General features: G+C 55.0%; 12 protein-coding genes and 3 pseudogenes. 4 read left to right on the top strand and 11 right to left on the bottom strand.

The features are described from left to right. Window positions 1-375 (top strand): helix-turn-helix domain-containing protein (locus OLZ32_RS20625; RefSeq protein WP_264422388.1); only part of this gene is annotated, 375 nt, incomplete at its 5' end. A gap of 367 nt (window positions 376-742) precedes the next feature. Here OLZ32_RS20625 and OLZ32_RS20630 read toward each other — a convergent pair. Continuing rightward, window positions 743-1,837, bottom strand: coding sequence for a nucleotidyltransferase family protein (locus OLZ32_RS20630; RefSeq protein ID WP_264396756.1), 1,095 nt, complete (start codon window positions 1,835-1,837; stop codon window positions 743-745). 329 nt (window positions 1,838-2,166) lie between these two features. After that, complete coding sequence (locus tag OLZ32_RS20635) at window positions 2,167-3,675, bottom strand: anti-phage dCTP deaminase (RefSeq protein ID WP_264396488.1); 1,509 nt, start codon at window positions 3,673-3,675, stop codon at window positions 2,167-2,169. 55 nt (window positions 3,676-3,730) lie between these two features. On the opposite strand from OLZ32_RS20635, the gene OLZ32_RS20640 reads away from it, so the two are divergent. After that, window positions 3,731-3,922, top strand: a complete 192-nt coding sequence (locus tag OLZ32_RS20640) for a hypothetical protein (RefSeq protein WP_264396489.1) — start codon at window positions 3,731-3,733, stop codon at window positions 3,920-3,922. Between the two features lie 451 nt (window positions 3,923-4,373). On the opposite strand, the gene OLZ32_RS20645 is transcribed toward OLZ32_RS20640, so the two are convergent. From OLZ32_RS20645 to OLZ32_RS20660, 4 genes are read right to left on the bottom strand one after another with little or no spacing between them, the layout of a single operon-like run. After that, a complete protein-coding gene (locus OLZ32_RS20645) occupies window positions 4,374-4,715 on the bottom strand; it encodes a DUF6527 family protein (protein WP_264396490.1) in 342 nt (113 codons plus the stop codon). After that, a complete protein-coding gene (locus OLZ32_RS20650) occupies window positions 4,715-6,124 on the bottom strand; it encodes a ThiF family adenylyltransferase (protein WP_264396491.1) in 1,410 nt (469 codons plus the stop codon). The genes OLZ32_RS20645 and OLZ32_RS20650 overlap by 1 nt, the downstream gene beginning before the upstream one ends. Then, complete coding sequence (locus tag OLZ32_RS20655) at window positions 6,109-6,522, bottom strand: E2/UBC family protein (protein ID WP_264396492.1); 414 nt, start codon at window positions 6,520-6,522, stop codon at window positions 6,109-6,111. The genes OLZ32_RS20650 and OLZ32_RS20655 overlap by 16 nt, the downstream gene beginning before the upstream one ends. Before the next feature lie 4 nt (window positions 6,523-6,526). Then, a complete protein-coding gene (locus OLZ32_RS20660) occupies window positions 6,527-6,862 on the bottom strand; it encodes a multiubiquitin domain-containing protein (protein ID WP_264396493.1) in 336 nt (111 codons plus the stop codon). Between the two features lie 154 nt (window positions 6,863-7,016). On the opposite strand from OLZ32_RS20660, the gene OLZ32_RS20665 reads away from it, so the two are divergent. Beyond that, window positions 7,017-7,388: a helix-turn-helix domain-containing protein gene (locus OLZ32_RS20665; protein WP_264396494.1), complete on the top strand. Its 372-nt coding sequence runs from the start codon at window positions 7,017-7,019 to the stop codon at window positions 7,386-7,388. 3 nt (window positions 7,389-7,391) lie between these two features. Here the strand turns inward: OLZ32_RS20665 and OLZ32_RS20670 are convergent, their stop codons facing one another. The 4 genes and pseudogenes from OLZ32_RS20670 to tcmP form a co-directional block, all read right to left on the bottom strand. Beyond that, window positions 7,392-9,614, bottom strand: a complete 2,223-nt coding sequence (locus OLZ32_RS20670; protein ID WP_264396495.1) for a S8 family peptidase — start codon at window positions 9,612-9,614, stop codon at window positions 7,392-7,394. After that, window positions 9,580-10,743: an AAA family ATPase gene (locus OLZ32_RS20675; RefSeq protein WP_264396496.1), complete on the bottom strand. Its 1,164-nt coding sequence runs from the start codon at window positions 10,741-10,743 to the stop codon at window positions 9,580-9,582. The genes OLZ32_RS20670 and OLZ32_RS20675 overlap by 35 nt, the downstream gene beginning before the upstream one ends. 359 nt (window positions 10,744-11,102) lie before the next feature. Further along, window positions 11,103-13,337 (bottom strand): CHAT domain-containing protein, encoded by a 2,235-nt coding sequence (locus OLZ32_RS20680; protein WP_264396497.1) that lies wholly within the window; start codon window positions 13,335-13,337, stop codon window positions 11,103-11,105. A gap of 144 nt (window positions 13,338-13,481) precedes the next feature. Next, window positions 13,482-14,207: pseudogene (gene tcmP / locus OLZ32_RS20685) on the bottom strand (three-Cys-motif partner protein TcmP); the annotation flags it as partial. A gap of 20 nt (window positions 14,208-14,227) precedes the next feature. On the opposite strand from tcmP, the pseudogene OLZ32_RS39405 reads away from it, so the two are divergent. Beyond that, a pseudogene (locus OLZ32_RS39405) lies at window positions 14,228-14,418 on the top strand (RHE_PE00001 family protein); the annotation flags it as partial. Window positions 14,419-14,460: 42 nt separating this feature from the next. On the opposite strand, the pseudogene OLZ32_RS20695 reads toward OLZ32_RS39405, so the two are convergent. After that, window positions 14,461-14,913, bottom strand: a pseudogene (locus OLZ32_RS20695) (RHE_PE00001 family protein); the annotation flags it as partial. Window positions 14,914-14,982: the final 69 nt, after the last annotated feature.

The following is a 14,982-nucleotide window of genomic DNA, read 5'->3' on the forward strand; positions in this document are numbered from 1 at the left end:
CGGCGCTCGTTGCAGGATGTGGCTGATGCTATCGGAGCATCGAAAACCCACGTCTATGACCTGGAGACCGGTCGCAGCACCAACCCGTCTATCGAACTTCTCACCAAGCTCGCCACGCATTTTCGGGTGTCGATCGCTGATCTTGTCGGGGATCGAACGCGCGACCGGCCAGCTGCTGGACCAGGCGGTGCGCAATCTCGTCACCCAGCCGCTCGGTCTTCTCCATACCGGGTTCACACCTATGGGCATTCGTGGTCTGTCAACCGGACCAACAGGCTTACGGTCGTCGCCTTCACCAACGCGGGCCTAGAGGGGCAGTCGCCCGGCGGACGGTTTCCGGCAGAACTCACCGAAGCAATCTATGCAGCGCTGTGAGGAGCCGAACCCGCGCGACCGTCGGGCGCTCTCGTTCCGATCGAGGTAGACCTGTCAGTCGAGCGGTTACGGCGGCAAGAACATGCGGCTCGCCAACTTTTACCCCGCGCTGCCGAGATAGCCCGACAAGACTGCCGCGACTGGCTGTCACGCACGCGATGCATTCGTCGATGCCGGCCGCTTCCTGCCATCGTAAACGTGGCCGCTCGTGGAGAGTTGGATGAGTGTACACAAATCAAGCATAGTCGGAAATAGCTGAGGACTTGCACCATCTCCAGGTCTTGAGCGGACTTGAATTCTCGACACCATATTTGTCTTCGCCACTTCGAATCAAATCAACTGCTTGGCTTTCGAAACGGAAGACGGCCTACTCTCCAAACGGAAGTTCAATTTCCTCTCGGTTTTTCTTTGCCCCCTCGATCAGGACCGTGTTGAGCCGCTCGGCATCTTGTGCCGGCAGCATTCCCGCCCCGGTTCGAATACCTTCTTGCCACGCAGGCCCGCGCTCCCATGCTTCGTTGTAGACGAGCGCCAAGTCGGCAGATCGCCTTGTCTGCTGCAGGGCTTCAAAGAGCAGCGCAGCTTGACGAACGTCCTTCTCGCGCTTCGCCGGCCCCTGCCCGTCAGTGTGTCGGCGGCTGGCGACTATGAGCTTGTGGACCGCATACCGGGACGGATCAGGGACGACGACTGGGACACCGCTTCGGTGGAGCAGCATTGTCCTGACGGGTTCCCTTATGAGGAAGTCGAGAAAGCGTAGTGGATCTGCGCTGGCGCCACCAAGGGCGGGCATCTTCGCCGGCTGGTCGATATAGTCATCCGAACCACGGTTCGACGTGAGGAATTCAACCCTGTACCCGTCGGCATTCTGAAACGCCGACGAGGCCGCGGATCCCGATCGATGTGGAACTGGCCGGAAGCTGGCGTCGACGCCCTGCAGCAACTCTACGATCGGAGGCAGACTGTCTTCAACCTCCCGACTGATGGCATAGTCCTGGGCGATGTCCGCATCGCCGGTCAGGATCGCAGCCATGGGAAGGCGGACGCCCAGCAGTCCTGAATAACATTGAAAGGCCACCGTGCCGATGAGAACACCCCGGAGCCGAAAGAGACCGCCATCGGCAAGAGCCTCGACGATGTCGCCGGACATGGCGTCAGGGGCGATCATCCCGCCTTCGCGGGTCAGAGTATTTACCAAGCGCCTGCGAGCGCGTAGATCGTCCTTGTCCCGCTTATGATCAGCTACGCGCTGCGCGATATCCGGATCATCAGCAGAACCGACGTAACGACGTTTGGTACCACCATGTCCATCTGGGATGTCGAAGTACCAGTACTTGCGCCCTTTGATGTTCGCCGGGGTGAACCGACCCTCCCGAGGGAAATCGGCCCTCCAAGCGGCGTCGAGCGAGCGCTGACCCAGTTCGGCGAGCATCGTCTGATACATGAGGTCGATGGACTTCATAAGCTCGACTCCGGTGTTATACTGTTTTTCAAAAACAGTATAACGGTCGAGAAGATAGGTCGCAAGATAGGATGCTGGCTCTATCGCCTTGAACCAACTCGAACCGATGACCCCCTTGGAAAATCTGCGATTATGCAGCAAAATTGGGATGTTAGTGTCCATGCCCGGCAACCCTCGTGAACAGGGGCGTTGACGAGGTTGAAACGTTGATGTGAAGCTCCAACCGAACCGGTCACAAGTTGAGTCAGCGCCGTAACCCTGGCCCGGAATGGTCGAACGCGACACATAAGTCTCCCAGTTCGTTTGGGGACTAGGGCGGACAAGTGAGATTACGGGCCTAGTATCTCGCTTAGGGCCCGCGTTCCGCTCTTAATGACCAGTAACTCTAGGTCGGCATAAAATGGTGCTTTGAAATTGACGTTGGGTCGCGCGTTCCCATTTATAAATTCGACGAAAACTCCATTCCGCTTCCGAGAGGAACGCTCAAACAGTTCGCGGTACCTCCGCGGAGTAACGCCGTGAAAGTGTTTAAAGCGCACTGCATCGTATTCGTCGAAAATTCCTCGATTGGCGCCCTCTATCTGAATAGAATCGGAGTGCAGATCAAACGCCAAACTCTTGGGGTAAGGCTCAAGAAAGATCACTTCCGAGATCCCGGTCGCGACAATGTGCTTCGCACACATATGGCACGGAAATGTTGTGCAATATAGTACTGCGCCCTTCAACTGAATCCCAAGCCGAGCCGCATCAGTAATGGCTGACATCTCTGCATGGACGATCCGGCCATATTCTAATGCGTCCATAAATTGACTGTCGCGGATCGGCTTCGACTCAAAATATGCTTCGAAATCGCCGCTAGGGTTGCTAATCTCGAATAACTCCCGGAGCAACTCTTTCTTCCGTCGATCATTGGAATCTTCTCCGTAGGTATACTCTCGAGCATCGAAGGGAGGTTCATCACACCAATATGTCCCTCCTGTCGCTTTTGGAACTTCATTCGAACCCATGCTTAGTATTTCGCCTGTAGGCCGAAATATGGCGGCTCCAACTTGCCTTGAAAGATCCAAAGTTCTAAGCGCCGCAGCTTTCGCCGCGAACATCGAGTATTCCATCTTTGTTGGAGAAATATAATTCGCCGAAAATAGGAGAAAGCAAAATCTTTCTATTTGCTTTTTTACGGAGTCCTTTCCCAGTTCATCCTGATTTATGATAAAATCGGCGTCATGGAAGATTTTTCCAACGCGTTGACCATGTGAATTACTGGTCTCATTTTGATCTCTTACCACCAGATTGTTGGCTGTTGACCTGAATGAATCTACATCGGGGCTGTTTTGCTCGTGAGCAAGTTTGCGGGAGAGATACTCGATCCGAGAAAGCTTCTTCGAGTAAACCGAAATTTGAAAAAAACCGCGTCCATAAACCGACCTCATCAGATCGACTTCTTCTTTGCGCTTGAATTGATGAATAATGAAAACTCGACGTGAATAACTAATTTTGTCTTCGCGTTTAAACGATCTTTGCCTCAATCTTGTTATCCGAAATATCGTATATGCCGCCAAAATTGCGTTGTCATTAAATAATGATCTTACGTGATTCCCAAAATTAATGTAGTCATCAATTCTAATATCTGTAGGTCCACTGGATAGTGGCTTATCTATATTTAGTGATCTTTTTATATTTGAAAAATAGTCTGTAACTTTAACCGGAATGACTTGATAACTCTGAGAAACGAAGAAATCTGATAGCGATCGAATTGTAGAAGAGATATCGACGCCCACTGGAGCAACGATTCCAATAAACAATTCGGGGAACTCAATGCTGGACAGCGGGTTTTCCAAGTTAACTCAACCTTAAAATTTTGATAGCATGATCAAGCCAACGGGAGAACAAACCATGCACAAGCCACGTTCATCTGATATTAAAGCGGGTAAGCTCGGGCACTATGTCGATGATTTGGTTTCCGAAAACAGCTCGTATTACCAGCGATGGTTGATCGCTGAGGGCGATGTTTCTAACGCTAATCTGATTCGTAGCAAAGATACCGATGCACAAATTTCAGCGAGGAATTCCGAAACTGCTGCATAAATAACCTGTTTCGGCGGCTCGAATTCCGCCGCCACACTTTTATGGGAACCAACTCTACAGGTGTCCTATCAAAAATGTTGAGACGAACGCGCATTCGTCTCAACCGATCTGCTTATCGGTAACTCTGATCAAACTGATATCTCACGAATGTGAGTGCTCCTCCTTTCGGTTATCCCGACCTCACTGTTGATTATGGGTTGGCTCTTTTCCTTCAATGACGGATCATCATTCTTCATGTTCTCTGAAGGGCGTGCCATTTCAAAATCACAGGTCGAGCCATGCCAATGCCGAAAGCGAAACGTACTGAATCATGAAGCGGAATTCACGATGGCTTCGCTTCGTATCCAGTCGCGCTGATCAGCAATCCTGCTGCCGCTCTAAATTGAAATCCGTCAGCGGATTATAAAGAAGCGTGGAATAGATCGGGTGGGGGTGAGCTCCGCCCTAAGGATCAAGTCCAAAAAACTCGGCCTCGCCTGAACCAGAAATGGACCCCGCAGTCTTTCTTCCGCCAAACTGACGGATGCAGTGATGCGGTTCCGTCATCATGGCAAATAATTGTCCAGCAGGGTCGCTCGTCCGGTAGAAGGTTCATGTGGAGAATGTGATCACGGCAGCGCGGGCAGAGCATGGCTGCCTGTTCTTCGAAGCCGTCCTCTTCCACTATGTATATGGCCTTATTTTTCAGCTTTTCCGGCAAAAGGGCTTGGACCACGATGGTTTTGTAGGGGGGGTCAATCCAGCCGGCAAACAGCAGGCGCAGCCACGTCAAGAATTGAACAATCCAGTTCATCAGCTACGCTTTCCGAGTTCCGGCATCCCGAGAAGCGGCCTGGTATCCCCCAAGCCTGTTTTGGGCAAAAGTATTGGGCAGATTCCTGCTTCACTTTCGTAGATGAGCTCCATGCTCGCGAGGCTAAAGGTAACGCTCGCGTAATTCTGATTCGGCAATTCCCGAAACGGATGAAGCCGGGCAAGAAACTCATCAACCGCAAGCGCTGCTGCGAGCATGTTGACGCTGATCACCGCTGGCCGTCGGTTGACAGCGCCACGAATGTATCCCTCTTCTAATTGCCGCCTGTGGGCATCTGGATCGGTACGGCGAAGACCTGCCGCCGCGACATCCTCCATCGAAAAAAGATCTCGGCTCATCAGCGATGATCGGCCGGGCTGCAGATAATGAATGGTGCCGCAGACCTCGCGAATCTGGCCGTGATTATATCCGTCGCGGATCGCGTCGAGACGGATCCCGATATCGAAGTACGGTATGAGATATTGACTGGCGATACAGTTGAGAAGATAGCGGCCGTCGACCGTATCCATGCACCCGAAAAGCACATCACATTGGGCGATGGTGCGAACGACGTCGGGGTCCCAGAGATTGCGGGGCATTCGAACAACCCTGGTGCCCAGGCCCATCCGGTCGATTGCATCCCCGAGGACATCGACTTTCTTCCGGCCGGCCCTTGCGTCGTCCATGGTCGAGTTGATGATCCGGTTCACGTTGCGGTCTTCGATCGGATCATCGTCAACGATGATGATTTCGCCCACACCAAGACGTACCAGTTGCTCGACCACAGGGCTACCGGTGCCGGAGCATCCTACAATACCGACAGAAAGCTTGCGGAGTCGTTCGATCGTGCCCTCATCAAAGGCTTGCGCATGCGAGGCGACAAAGCTCGGCATCTCGACATCTCCCGTGTTCGGATACCAGAACAACAGATCGTCGCCCGCAACACTGATGCTTCCGATGGATCGCATTTCATTCTCATCGACCAACACGCGGCCGAACATCTCCCCGGTAGGCAGCATGACGACACTGCCATGCGGAATATCGGCTTCCACCCAACCCCGAATCATGGGCAACAGTTTGTGATCGCCGGCATCATCGACATCTGAAAACTGCGCATAGCCGCCTGGGTGGCTGTGGATCTTGATAACCGACAGTCCAGTCTCAGCAGCTCGATCCAGAATGCCGGCAATGTAGTCAGGGCTCCAAACGACGCCGACAGAGGACCGCTCGAGGCATTCGTCATAGGGGATGTCGTGTATCTCTCGGACCGTCAGCCGATGGTTGCGATCGCCATCTCGGCGACCGCAGAGAAGGATAGCCACAGCCTCGTAACCGTCACCAGGAAACAGGAAGCTTTTCAGATGAGCATGCTGATCACCCGACAGTGCGAGCGTTACTTTGCTGGGCATTTCTCGAACTCCCGTTCCAGCCATTCTTCGATCAGGAAAACATGGGTTCCGAGGTTATCGAAACCGATCTTCCACGGATTGGCAGCGGTGCGGTGCCGCGACCAGCGCTGGTAAGTCTGGCCATCCAGCGGCTGCTGCGCGTCGGTGCAACCGATCGGCTGTCCATCGACACGGCTGAGCGGAGGATAGAAATAGACCATGTCAAGCTGAGCATTCGGATAGCCTGCCTCGATCCGGATCGCTGCCGTAACCTTTTCGTGGTTGTAGCCCTTAGGTACCGCAAAATCGTGGATAAGGACCCAAGGCGAGCCATCGATGATGGCTTCCCAGGGGCGTTCATAGGTAGCGAGGAACTCCTCATCCTCCGCGCCGAGATCAAAAGCACGCCGCATTTCCATTGCTTTAGCCCTCCGTCTGATCGCGCGGCAGCGCCTTGAACTTCTCGATCCCTTTGCGGCGCAGATCGACCTCCTTGTCGAGGGCGATCTTCTCCGGACGTTCGCCAACCATCTTCAGCCGGAGGGTATAATCCTTTGCAGGCAAAAGACCTGCAAGCGTCAGGATTTCCGAGCCGGTCGGATTCGGCTTCTGAATGACGAACGGTTTTCCGTTGACCTGAAGACGATAGCCCTTGGCGAGCGGAGGCTGCTTGCCGAGTTTGGCATATTCTTCAAGATCAATGATGTCGTCGAGGATCTGTTCCTCGCCCGGGTCGTTACCCTTTTCAACTGTGCTCATATCTTCGTCCTTTGTGTAATGCAGCCGACGGTATCGGCCGATGAATGCATCGTGGCACAAGCCTGCTTGATGTGTCAAGCAATACTTAGCACGCTTGACAGAATGAGCAGACGAGAGTATTATTTCCGATAAATCAATATCTTATCAGATGGTCATGAATCAGGACACCGAACAAAGGCCGGCGCCCCTTCCGAATCTCGGGCATTATCTCGCCTCGATCCGCGAGGATCGGGGGATGAAGCTGAGAGAGGTGGAGGCAGCAACAAAGCGCGAAGTTTCAAACGCTTATCTCAGTCAAATCGAGAACGGAAAGATTAAGAAGCCCTCCCCGAACGTCCTCCATTCGCTCGCAATCGTCTACAGAATCAATTACGAGCAACTGATGGTAATGGCGGGCTATGCCGTCACGTCGAAGGCGCAAAAACCCCATCCTCCAGTGCACAACAGCTTCACCGAGCTTAACCTGACGCCCGAGGAAGACGCAAAACTTCTCGAATATCTTCGTTTCCTGCGAAGTACCAAGTAAGGATCAGGTTCGCACCGGGATATCGATGACAGGCCGGATCGGTTCAAGCACTGTGGCGTACTTGCGAACGATCTGGTCGTAAAGATCGGCCACTTTCCTTGCGCGAACGGTGATGACCAACGCATAAGCCAGTTGCTCGTCAGGCGAGAAGTTTCGCCCTTCCAGCCGGGCATTGTAGTGAATGTCAAAGCAAGGGCGGCTCAGGCTCTTGCCCTGGAATCGCCTGGAAGCGTGTAGGCAGTTTTCCCATTTCCACGCGTCCCGCCGCAATTCGTCCTCGCCTGCATCCAGACCAGGGTCGCCAAAGAACGATCTCGAGTTTGCATGGACCTGTTCGTCAGCCTTGAACTTCCCGTCGTGCGGACGGAAAGTGGCGGTCAGGCCTGCGCGTGTGTAGTTGCCGGGATGATGAGGGTCTGTCTGGCATTTATAGCAAAGTGTTGCCGTGATCTCGATCATGCCGGCGAGTTCTGTGTCGGGCATGGGTACAGCGGCGCGAATATATTTGGCTGGCGATATCGCACCCTGATAAATCACCCGGATCGTGTTGTCGTCGCACAGAACCATCTCGTCGATCGTGCGCGCCACCCTTCCCCAACCGACTTCTGCATGCGGAAGGTCACTCGGTTCGGCCGAATGAATCAAAAGTGAGCGCACGGCAAGGAGATTTACTGCATCGCCAAAATGGGCTCGCAAACCAGCCCCGAGGCGCAGGGAACTGGGGGCGGCGAAAGACGTCCCGCCGGTCGGCTCTAGCTTGCCGACCGGGCCTTCGGCAACAACGAGAAACGGCCTCGGAAGGGACCCTCCGAACTCGACGATGTCGGGTTTAATGAGGCCGGGGCTTCGCCCAGGCCCGACAGCACTATAAGGTGCCCTCTGCCAAGTCGCGCCGGGAGAATCTGCTGCGCCAACCGCCAACGCGTTGATGCAGTCGGCTGGAACCTGGATACGATTGAAGCCCATGATGGCGTCACCTTCACCATTGTTACCCACGGCGATGGTGGCCAGAGTGTCGTTAAGCGCGAAGCGCTCATCGAGAACCGCAGTCCAGGCGTGCACGTCGTCATCCTCTATGGAGAGACTCGGACCGATGCTAATATTGACGAAATCGTATGGCTGATTATTCAAGACGTAGTCAATGCGCTCTAGCGCCTCATAGAGCTCGCGTGGATCCTGCCCCGGCTCGGCGTCAAGCACCCGGTAGTGATCAACATTGCAATACGGAGCATCGATCGGCCCGGTTGGATCGAGCGATCCGAATAGAAATGCAGACGTGACCTGCAGGCCATGGCTTACCAGCACAGGATGAGATCCACCGACATGTCGGCCTGCAATCGAAGTCGCCCATGGGTCAAGGACATGGTCTTCGGGAAGGCCACCGTCGAATATTGCAGCTCTGATCGAGGGATCCACCGCGGGTTCGCTGGGCAACCGGATCGATTGTGATGGCAGTCCCGACGTTCGAAAGGCCGGTCTCAAGATCCGAAGCCGCGGCATCTGCCTAATTGCGCGAACAATCGTGAACGTTGCAATTTCATCGGCAAGATCGACGGGCGCCTCGATTTCAACGAAGCATAGCCCACCTGCGTAAAAACGCTTGGAAAGATCCTGCTCGATGCCGAGGGTTGCGAGATAGACGTCAAAAGCCGGCAAAATCTGGGTTTCGCCGAGGAGTGGATCTGTGTGCAGAACGACTTCGAAGACAGCCTCCCTACCCCTGGGCAGCGGCCCCTTGATCTTGTCGCGAACGGTTGGGGCCGCGATCTCCTCGATCGTGATCATGTCGTCGGCAAGGCTGGAGCCGTCGTTCCATCGTGGCAAGGCGCCCTGCCACTGACGGAAAGCGGATCGAGGACCGAGCAAGAAGAGCTCGGTCGTCAGCGTTTCGGTAGGTTCGCGCCCGATCGACTTTTTGGTCGGTGTGATCCGGCGCGGCCGGCTTCCGACAGCAAGCAAGCCCGTCTGCTTCAACAATGCACCTGGATAGAAGGACTTGGCAATATATTCCGGGTTCAGCGTGACAGACGCAACTGCATGATCTTGCGGACATGCCACCGCAGGCAACTGATCGAGCGTCTCGACAGTGGTTGAAAGCATTGGCGACAGGCGCGCACGCGCTTCGGAAAAGCTATAGGGCGCCACTTTGTTGGGTGGGCCGCTTCGCACGATTACGTTGCTGGTGAGCCGCTCACCTTTGCCCAGAAGAAAGTTGCGCTTCGCCATCCTGTTTCCGCTTTCGTCCCGGCTTCGCCTTGGGTTTGGAAGGTTCGCCTCTAATCGTCTCGCGTGCAACACCGGTGAATTCGTGCGCCGCACGTTGCGACATCAGCCTCTCCCCAGCCAGCGTCCGCGCCAGCGCAATTCGTTCCGGTTTCGCCAACTGGTCCGGACGGATGAGATCCTTCAAATAGCTGGCCAGATCGCCACCGCGAATAGCGGCAAGCCGGCGCGCAGACTTGAGGTCCCGATCAATATCGCTGAAGGACTTACCGGCCATCGTTCCAGCCATGATTCCTGCCCATTCGTCCGACTTTTCCATATAGGGGCTGAGAGCGGCCTTCACGAAGGCCCTGATCGCATGCGGATCCGGCATCGGAAACTCGATCGCGTGATCGAAGCGTCGCCAGATAGCTGGATCGAGAAGCTCTGCGTGATTGGTCGCCGCCAACAGCAGTCCGGTTGCCGGCCAGTCATCAATTTCTTGAATGAGGACAGTGACAAGCCGCTTCAATTCCCCGATCTCGCCGCGATCATCTCGCCGCTTTGCGATAGCGTCCAGTTCATCGAGCAGCAAGACGCACCGCATCGACTTTGCATAATCTAGCACATGCCGAAGATTGGTCCCGGTCCGACCGAGATAGCTACTCATGACGGCTGCCAGGTCAAGGATCAGCAGTGGTCGATTGAGCGATCGCGCAACCCAGCGCGCCGCCATGGTTTTACCAACACCAGGGGGTCCAGTAAAGATTGCCGAACGCGTCGGCTCCAATCCCACCTTTAGAAGAGCGTCCAGATGTGTCCGCTCGTCGACAATCCGATCCAAAGACCGGCCGACCTCCACGGAAAAAACCGGCTCGTGATCGAGAGTGGGCGGCTCTTCAATCCGCAGCAGCGAGAAGCGGGTGTCTGCGTCGGTTGGGAGAACAGCTTCCGTTTGACGGCGCAGCGGAGATGCCTGGGTCGGAGCTTCCCGCATGAGCTCCACCAGCCCCGTCGCAAGCTCCGGCGCATTCTCGCGATGTGCCTTCGCCATGCGATGTACCATCTGCAAGACATCCTGCGGCCTGCCCGAGAGCGCTATGCGAGCCAGGTTTAAAATGTCTTTCTCAAGTTTTGATGCCACAGCTGCCACAAGCGCTTCCGATCTCATTTGCCAGTGAGTTATAACTCGATGCGGAAGATTTTCTACGCCTCTCGGTTAATTTTTCTTCCGCCTAAAGACATCTTATTGTTTTAGATCACATTTTTTTGGAAGACATGCATAGCTGGCTCGAAAGAGTCCCGCAGCTTTGGAGAGATTCGTCGTCCACCACTCCATCCGTATCGGTCGCAGCAGTCGCGTTAACGTCGTGGCTTCTGGCCCTGAACGCCTTGCTGAAGAAGGCGGCGGCGCCGAGCTGATCGCCGTCACCTAGATCGGCGGGGTGAGTGAGTAGAATACGTCATCCGCCATTCAGTGCATCAAGGTAGAACGCCGCTTGGCTTCTCCGGTTAGCCAGAAATCTGGTTGTCGGATGTTCCAACCAGTGCCTGCAAAGCAATCTCGATCAATGACTCATCGCTGAGGACGATCGTTTCGGGATTACCCAACTGCGTGTAGCGGATTGTGTCTGACTTAGCGACTGCAGCCAAGACCGATGGGCGGATCGCGCTTGGCGCGAGGCCACGCACACTGGCCAGACGATCAATAAGCTTGTCAAACCAATGAGAATCAAGGCCGTTTATTTCGATATTGGCATGCCCCTGCAAATCGTCGAAAATGGCGGAACCTGGCGGCCCGGCAAGTTCGCTGATTATCTCGGTCGCCAACGACATGCGCAACATGCCGCTTACAATCTCCGTCCAGGTGATCGCACGCCCATATGCCCGCACGGCAACAGGCGTGAACTCGGCCAGTCGATGCATCAGCCGTCCTATGAGCATCGCAGATCTCCGGCAATCAACAGGAAGGAATGTGGCTAGGACGGTCCGTGCCCCAAGAGCAATGAAGCCGTTGGCGACAGTCGCATGGCTCGATGCGTCTATACCATGCGTGTCGCAGGCACTCAGGATTATAATTGGCGGGCAGCGTACCTTTCCGCGAAGGCTCCAGACATCGAGCGACTGGCTTCCGATCTCCAGCTTGCCCACGGGCTTTTTATCATTTGGGAAACCGTGACCATCGAAGATCAGGATTGCACCACCAAATTGGTTCAACGCCGCCTCCAGCTCCTGGATGCTCGATACTTTGACGTGAACGAGCTCGAGCTCTGGCCAGGCATCGCGAATGATATTGATCGAGCCTGAAAGGAGATCTCGGAGCGGGTCAGTTGGCGCAAAAGACGACACGACCAACACCTTGCGGAAATCTGAGGGTGCCACAAAGATTGGCTCGAATGACAGGAGCTGTCCCATCAACACGTTACCCGGCGTGACTGGTATCCGCGAGCAGTCCCTGCGGAACGACAGGGGAAGGTCATCGATCGGCAGCCACTCCAAGGGGGCGTCCGATATAATCTTCAGCGGCCCGCTGGTGCGTTTAATAAAATCCACTCTTTCTTGACCTACTGCGACACTCAACTGTCGCTGAATCTCGGCGAAGAGCCGCGGCGCCTTACGTCGAGCCTCTGGGCGTTCGGCCCTTACATTACGAGCATAGTCGGAGAGCGCTGTGAACACGTGGTTCACGCCGGGAGTTAGCCTGACTACAGGTGTCGTCGTCTGTGCTGCCAGCAGTCCAACAGCAAGTGTTTGGGTGCGTAACTCGTCGGCACGGATTCCCGAGATAACTCTGGCCATTTTCGACGTTACGAAAAACTTTTTGTCATCTTCTCCATGCGTGGGGCTTAGTCCCCTTTGCTTCTGAAAATATCTAAGAGCGCGGCGAAATGCCTTGCCCTCCGCGCCCGGCACATGGACCCTGTCGTAAAGGCCACGGAAGAAGGCGGGCTCGAAAAGGATCGCTCCGCTTGTTGCAGCGTTCAATGCGAAGATATCGTGATTTCCGACAGCTCGCCGAAACTTGAGGACTGCCCCAGCGCTTTCTATGATCGCGTCAGTATAATCCTTCTCATCTTCAGAAGCGAAATGAACAGATGGCTGAAGTGTATAACCCACCCTGGCCATCGCCATATGGTTCGGGATTGCGATATTGTGACCTTTGACGTCGTAACTTTCCAACGTGGTTTCGGGCCAATCCCAAGAAACATCGGACCGAGTAACGACCTGCGACTGCTTCCCAGTGAGATTCTTTGCTGCAACTCGCAGCTTCCTGATGCAATAATCGCGCAAGAGCCCGAGTTGGAAATTCCAGCCTGAGATGCCAATCCCTTCGTACTGGCTGATGTGCAACGCTGCAAAGTTGACCTTCGCCCGCCAAGCCTCAATTCGCCGAGCGACAGCTTCATCACCCGCTCCAGAAAATAGGACACAGCAAATGGGCAGCTGATCAACAGTCAATTCTTCTAGTGCCGCGATATCGAGTGGATACCACGAGAGGCGCCGACCTCCTGCGATCCGTTGAACCGCAATATCTGCGGCATCATGTGTTCGCTCGTCGATGTCTGCGGGCATGCTCGTTAGCGCACGCATGGCCCAATGCAGACTAACCCAATTTCGACCGAAGCCTTGAAAGGGCGACATGTGAGCTGGCAACTCGTCGTCGCCAAGGATCAAAAAATAATAGATGCGAAGCGGGTCAGGCCACTTAATCACAGCCACTCGTCCAGCGTTTTCCCGTAATTCCATCGCTAGTAATCCTCAAAGTGTAGATATCTCAGAAAAAGGAAAAGAAGCCGCCCGAAATCAGCTTCAACAAGCCCTCACTCAACCAAGTTGACGAGTTGGTCGCGGTTACCACGAAGATGGATACCCTATCCGAGATCACGAAGATCAAAGCGCCCGCGCCGGCCACAAGCGCGTTTGCTGAGAGACACCTATCGTGTCTCTATAGATCGGAGAAGATGTGCGCTTTGGTGAATTCGCCGCGTTGCGGAGATCCAATTCCTTCTCCCCGACCAGAAGCGCCGTAACCTTATTGATATCGCTCAGGCGAGCAGGCGTCTCGTTGGCGATCGATGTTACGAAGTCACCATAAGAGACCGGTGCGTCACCATGCGTATCGCGGATCCGGCGCATGAAGTCGTCGGCGAGCCGATCCTTCATGACTTCCTCGTCCTTGAGTCCAAACCAAAAATCCGGAGCATTGCCGGTATCGAGATTCGGATTGAAGCCAAGCATCTCCAACCCACCGTGCCCCTGGTGCAAGGATTGGTTATTGATCAGCCAATGGCTGTCGACCATCACGTTCCTGGCCTTCAGGTGGTTCGAGAGATGCACCAGCCATAGATCCTTCCGAGCCTCTTTTGATCTAAGGAAAAATGGGCTTTGGAATTTCGCGCCTGTCATGCCTGAGATATGCCGCAACAGGAGGCGTTGGATGACATAACGTCCACCATGCTCGCCCTTGTAGCGAAGGAATTCGCGGAGCTGATCTTCCGATATTTCAATCGGGGCAAGGCGGTTGACGGTTTGAGGTTTGTCTGTGAGGTAATCGATAAGCCAGCCGACGGCGAAGGTGAGAATGCACTCGCCCGCTGAGAACTGCAGTATCTTTCGAACAGTTTCAAAGGCACGCCAAAGATCTGCCCGGTGTCGACTACGCCGCCATCGATGCGCTCTCGCCCGGTCCGAGGCGGCGATCGAGAACGCAACCCGGCCCGGCCGCGGCAGCGTTCATGACAAAGATCCGATGATTTACGATCTCGACTGGGACGAGGATGCTCGGCTCGACGAATGGCGCGGCGTGCTGCGTCATCGAGAGCAACTATCGACTGCAGCACCGCCGGCAAGTCTTGAGCCTGGCGTCGTCATCACCATCATCATCCCCCTCTCCTTCCGGATCCTTTGGGACTACGCGTCGGATGGTGCCGGCCATCGACGCATCGTCAGGGACGACCGATGTGATTTCCGACGTCTGCCGGAGCGTCCGCAAACCGTCGGGCGATAGTGCCCATTCGGGCGACTGACCAACAATGCGCCGGCGGGTGCGAAGAACGTCGCGGGCGATGGTGAGTTCGTGGGTAGGTGTGCGGGTATCGCGAAAGGCGTCGTGGAGGACGAGGTCTTCGAGATGGACGAGTTCGCCGTCGATCCACAGCGAGGCGCAGGCGTCGGTGAACTGAGCGCGCTCGAGGAAGCCGGCTCCGACCGGCGAGCGGGCGATGCGCTCGTCGAGACGGGTGAGAGCGATACCGGCGCGAAACGCCGGTTCCAAAAAGCTCGAAATTGCCAATCTGTCGAAATCGTAAGCCATTGGTTTTATGGTAAACGATCTCTTATACGAACTCTATAAAAAAGTTTGGGTTCCTCACATGGTATGGTGCCGAGTTGG

Origin of the sequence: Rhizobium acaciae, from assembly GCF_025941625.1 — a bacterium.
GTDB lineage: Bacteria > Pseudomonadota > Alphaproteobacteria > Rhizobiales > Rhizobiaceae > Rhizobium > Rhizobium acaciae.

Excerpts from the sequence above, each read along its gene's own strand:
- OLZ32_RS20650 (WP_264396491.1), bottom strand. The coding sequence starts at position 6,124 with ATGCCCAGCAAAGTAACGCTCGCACTGTCGGGTGATCAGCATGCTCAT.
- OLZ32_RS20670 (WP_264396495.1), bottom strand. The coding sequence starts at position 9,614 with ATGGCGAAGCGCAACTTTCTTCTGGGCAAAGGTGAGCGGCTCACCAGC.
- OLZ32_RS20680 (WP_264396497.1), bottom strand. The coding sequence starts at position 13,337 with ATGGAATTACGGGAAAACGCTGGACGAGTGGCTGTGATTAAGTGGCCT.
- OLZ32_RS20645 (WP_264396490.1), bottom strand. The coding sequence starts at position 4,715 with ATGAACTGGATTGTTCAATTCTTGACGTGGCTGCGCCTGCTGTTTGCC.
- OLZ32_RS20665 (WP_264396494.1), top strand. The coding sequence starts at position 7,017 with ATGAATCAGGACACCGAACAAAGGCCGGCGCCCCTTCCGAATCTCGGG.
- OLZ32_RS20630 (WP_264396756.1), bottom strand. The coding sequence starts at position 1,837 with ATGAAGTCCATCGACCTCATGTATCAGACGATGCTCGCCGAACTGGGT.
- OLZ32_RS20660 (WP_264396493.1), bottom strand. The coding sequence starts at position 6,862 with ATGAGCACAGTTGAAAAGGGTAACGACCCGGGCGAGGAACAGATCCTC.
- OLZ32_RS20655 (WP_264396492.1), bottom strand. The coding sequence starts at position 6,522 with ATGGAAATGCGGCGTGCTTTTGATCTCGGCGCGGAGGATGAGGAGTTC.
- OLZ32_RS20640 (WP_264396489.1), top strand. The coding sequence starts at position 3,731 with ATGCACAAGCCACGTTCATCTGATATTAAAGCGGGTAAGCTCGGGCAC.